We start from the raw sequence: 4,209 nt of genomic DNA on the forward strand, positions 1-4,209 counted from the left end.
TAGTGCGCGCATTCTGATGAATGTCCATCCGGGGAGACCTCCTGAGTCGGTGTTGAGTTTCGCACCTTTCACCTTCTCAGCGTCCTCCCGGAAGGACAACCTATTGAAACATCACAGTTAGGTTGCCAGCTTTCACTCGACACGCTGGAATATTTCTCGTCTCATCGCAGAAACGCTTTTGACAATACACACTCGATCCGGTCAAGCTGTGATCGTATGGCGATGCGGGAGGCTCAGATCGATGCGCTTGCGACTCATCTCGTGAATGGGTTGATCGATCGCGGCGTGATCAAGCCTAAGGCCGACGTCAAGGAACTGGTTGCGTGCGTGGTCGAGTTGATGTCGGAGAATTTCGAGACCGAAGCGCAGATCGACGAAGAAGCCGACAAGATGGCTGAAGCCGAAGCGCGCCGCGACACTCGCCTCGACGTCACGCGGCTGCGCAATCTGATTCGCCAGCGCCTGGCCGAGAAGAAAAACTTCACGCTTTGAAATCTTCATGAAGCTCACCGAAGCACGAGTCCTGTTCCTGGCGCGCGAGTCGTTGGCAAAATTGCGCGACGAAGGGCTGGCCGAGATCGCAAACTTTCCGCTCGCGCTGCGGCAGGCGCGCGAAATCGTCGCGCAATTCAACGAGCAGGGCGACGAAGTCGATGCGATCGTGCGGCGCAAGATCAATTCGATCAAACGCAGCATCGTCGAAGGCTCCAACGAATGGACTCTGCTGTATAAACGCTACCGCGACGAAGAGATGCGTAAGAAGGGGCCGCAGAAGTAGAAGCCGCCGGCGGGGAACTTGATTGAATGCGAAACCCGCGGTGGGTTTCACGCTTCCTTCGGCAGGGGTGACCCCTGCACCCAGTGAAAGAAAAGAAAGATGCGGGACTTCGTCCCTGTCCGAACTTTTTTTGTGTCATTCTTGAGCGAAGCGAAGAATCCCGGATCTGGAATTGCCTCACCCGCGAGGTGAGCTAGGAATCGCCGCGGATTCGGGCTTACAACATCGTGATGGCGCTTTGATACACTCTCCACATGGACGACAACGAATTTCGCGAGCGGTCCGATGCCGCGCTCATCAAGGTTGCGAAGTGGCTCGAGGACTTCGATCCTGACGAAGTGGATTACACCACCGCAGATGGCGTCGTGACGATCGAGTTCGCGAGCGGCGCGAAGTTTATTCTGTCGCGGCAGTCGCAGATGAAGCAGCTGTGGCTGGCTGCCGGCTCTCACGGGTTCCATTACAATTGGGACGCGGCGCGCAACTTGTGGATCGACGACAAGGACGGTCATGAATTGTTTCCACGCCTGGCGGAAACCATATCCGAGCAACTCGGGCATCCTGTTGAGTCGCTCTAAGCGTATCGTTTAAGGATGTGAAGAGAGCGGGTAGCAGTGTCGTACTCCGCGCTGCACCGGGATTCTTCGCTACGCGGACTCCGCTCTGAATGACAAGGTAGGCCATGAAGCTCGACGCTGACGTAGTCGTAATCGGAGCGGGTCCCTCCGGATGTGCGGCTGCGATCAGGCTGGCGACTACCGGCTACGACGTGCTCGCGCTCGAGCGCAAGGAGCGTGAGGACGGCGAAGATATCACGTCGGGCGAAGTGATGGTCGTGCCGACGCAGAACGAATGCGCGCAGATCGGAGTCAAGTTCGAAGGCGACTGGGTGCTCGATCGAATCACCGGCTTCCGAAACGTCTATCCCGATCTATCCTGGACCTACCATCCGATTCCGACGCCGATCAGTCCGGTGCAGGTAGATCGCGGCGGCTTCAACGCCGCGCTCCGCCGCCGCTTGATCGAGGCCGGCGGACGGCTGGTTTGGAACGCACGAGTCACCGACATCGAATTTCGCGACGATGCAGCAATCGCAGTCACTGCCGATCTCAAGCGGTACTCTGCACGCATGTTGATCGACGCCGGCGGCCGCTACGCGCCGTCGCTGCGCGCGCTGAATCTCAAGTCCGAGGATCCGGAGTTTTCGCAAATCGGCGTCGCAGTATTCTTCAAGTCGTTCGACGGCACTCCGCTGAATACGTGGGATCGCCATCTATACGGCGTGCGCGGCGCGATGATCAGCGGATCGCGAATTCGGCCGGGGCTATATCGCTACATCCTCGAAGCTGATCTCGCCGCGAAACAGAGCGACCGGCTCGGCGCGATCGAGTTTTACGAGTCAGTCGCGCGGCAGCATGATCGATGGCTCTACGAGCGCGTGATGCGAGAGCCTCGGGTCGGCAGGCAATGGTCGATGGCGCCGCTCGGGTATCGCGTCAGCGCGGTCGCGCGCGATCGGCTGGTGCTGGTTGGGGACGCGGCAGGGTATCTTTCGCCGATAACGGGGCAGGGCAACGAATTCGCGCTGCGAACCGGACGGCTGGCTGCGACTGCGGCGGACAACGCATTGCGCAAAGGCGACCTCTCCGGGAACGCATTCGTGTCATACGTCGAAGCGCGCAGATACGAGGTCGAGCGCCAGGTCGACTACGTACGGGAGCAGTTGCATATCCTGCGCGACCCAGAGGCGCTGCTGAGGGCCTCGCGTGATGCGGAGTATCGGGCACAGATTTTCGGTCCGTATGGAATCCCCGCAACCGAACGCGGCTCCCTAGTTTAACGACATCAGCTTGATATTGGGGCGGGCCGCCATGCGCGCCATCGACTCGGGCGTCCGCGCCCGGGCACCAATTAATGACTGATCTACAACCGGAAGGGCGGGAACGGCGGCCCGCCCCACTGACTCCAATCCAGCCGGATCAACAAACTTATCCACAGGACTTGCAATTCTCTGAAATCTGGCTAAGCTGCCGTTAGCACTCAGGCGTTGCGAGTGCCAATTGACAAAACCCGGACAGTAATTAACTTCGGAACGGCGGGAATCTTCCCGTCAAAGCAACACTTTTCGTAAGCCATAAGGAGGCTGCTGGTTCGCCATGAAAGGATTAAGGCCACTGGGAGATCGAATTCTCGTTAAGCGCGTCAAGGAAGAGGAGCGGACCAAGGGCGGGATTATCATCCCGGACACCGCCAAGGAAAAACCGCAAGAGGGCAAGATTGTTGCCGTCGGCAAGGGGAAGTACACCGACGAGGGCAAGCTGATTCCGATCGAAGTGAAGCCGGGGGACAAGATTCTGTTCGGCAAATACTCGGGGAGCGAGTTCAAGCTCGAGGGCGAAGACCTGTTGATCCTGCGCGAGGACGACATCCTCGGAATCATCGACTAGGCAATCGCGTTCGCCTATCACGAGTTCAAGCTTTTAACCACTAAAAGAAGAAAAATTAGGAGAGGCAAAGAACCATGCCTGCAAAGATAGTTCGTTTCGGACAAGAATCGCGCGAGCGGATCCTCAAGGGGGTCAACGTCCTCGCCGATGCTGTCACCGTGACGCTCGGGCCCAAGGGCCGCAACGTCGTGCTGGAGAAGAGCTTCGGCGCGCCGACCGTGACCAAGGACGGCGTAACAGTCGCCAAGGAAATCGAGCTCGAAGACAAGTTCGAGAATATGGGCGCGCAGATGGTCAAAGAGGTCGCGTCGAAGACCTCCGACGTCGCCGGCGACGGCACCACCACCGCCACCGTGCTGGCGCGCCAGATTTTCACCGAGGGCATCAAGATGGTTGCCGCGGGACACGATCCGATGTCGCTCAAGCGCGGAATCAATCGCGCGGTCGAGGCGATCACCGCCGAGCTCAAGAACCTGTCCAAGCCGACCAAAGATCGCAAGGAGATCGCGCAAGTCGGCACGATTTCGGCGAACAACGATTCGACCATCGGCGATATCATTGCCGAGGCGATGGAGAAAGTCGGCAAGGAAGGCGTCATCACGGTTGAAGAAGCGCGCGGCCTCGAGACCCAGCTCGAAGTGGTCGAGGGCATGCAGTTCGACCGCGGCTACCTGTCGCCGTACTTCGTGACCGATCCCGAGCGGATGGAAGCGAAGCTCGAAGACGTGTTCATTTTGATTCACGAGAAGAAGATCTCGTCGATGAAGGACCTGCTGCCGATCCTCGAGACGATTGCCAAGACCGGCAAGCCGTTCCTGATTATCGCAGAAGATATCGAGGGCGAGGCGCTCGCCACACTGGTCGTGAACAAGATTCGCGGCACGCTGTCGTGCGTAGCGGTCAAGGCGCCGGGTTTCGGCGATCGGCGCAAGGCGATGCTCGAAGATATCGCGATCCTGACCGGTGGACGCGCGATTTCCGAGG

The 4,209-nt window shown here is 58.8% G+C and carries 6 protein-coding genes; all 6 read left to right on the top strand.

Features of this window, described 5'->3' with window-relative positions; all coding sequences use genetic code 11:
- Positions 1-216 precede the first annotated feature (216 nt).
- Positions 217-492, top strand: coding sequence for a DUF507 family protein (locus WB650_RS17345; RefSeq protein WP_422300890.1), 276 nt, complete (start codon positions 217-219; stop codon positions 490-492).
- 7 nt (positions 493-499) lie between these two features.
- Positions 500-778, top strand: coding sequence for a DUF507 family protein (locus WB650_RS17350; protein WP_422300891.1), 279 nt, complete (start codon positions 500-502; stop codon positions 776-778).
- Positions 779-1,032: 254 nt separating this feature from the next.
- Positions 1,033-1,356, top strand: a complete 324-nt coding sequence (gene cyaY, locus WB650_RS17355) for an iron donor protein CyaY (protein WP_422300892.1) — start codon at positions 1,033-1,035, stop codon at positions 1,354-1,356.
- Between the two features lie 104 nt (positions 1,357-1,460).
- The gene (locus WB650_RS17360; protein ID WP_422300893.1) at positions 1,461-2,618 is read left to right on the top strand and encodes an NAD(P)/FAD-dependent oxidoreductase; all 1,158 of its coding nucleotides are present in this window, start codon (positions 1,461-1,463) and stop codon (positions 2,616-2,618) included.
- Between the two features lie 316 nt (positions 2,619-2,934).
- On the top strand, positions 2,935-3,225 hold the full coding sequence (gene groES, locus WB650_RS17365; protein ID WP_422296089.1) for a co-chaperone GroES: 291 nt from the start codon (positions 2,935-2,937) through the stop codon (positions 3,223-3,225).
- Positions 3,226-3,299: 74 nt separating this feature from the next.
- Positions 3,300-4,209: chaperonin GroEL (gene groEL, locus WB650_RS17370; RefSeq protein ID WP_423961364.1), on the top strand; the 910-nt coding region annotated here is incomplete at its 3' end.

It is taken from the genome of Binatus sp. (SeqCode) (assembly GCF_049584895.1).
GTDB lineage: Bacteria > Desulfobacterota > Binatia > Binatales > Binataceae > Binatus.

Bases quoted from the DNA above. Each gene is read 5' to 3' on its own strand.
- WB650_RS17345 (WP_422300890.1), top strand. From the start codon at position 217: ATGGCGATGCGGGAGGCTCAGATCGATGCGCTTGCGACTCATCTCGTG.
- WB650_RS17360 (WP_422300893.1), top strand. From the start codon at position 1,461: ATGAAGCTCGACGCTGACGTAGTCGTAATCGGAGCGGGTCCCTCCGGA.
- groES (WP_422296089.1), top strand. From the start codon at position 2,935: ATGAAAGGATTAAGGCCACTGGGAGATCGAATTCTCGTTAAGCGCGTC.
- cyaY (WP_422300892.1), top strand. From the start codon at position 1,033: ATGGACGACAACGAATTTCGCGAGCGGTCCGATGCCGCGCTCATCAAG.
- WB650_RS17350 (WP_422300891.1), top strand. From the start codon at position 500: ATGAAGCTCACCGAAGCACGAGTCCTGTTCCTGGCGCGCGAGTCGTTG.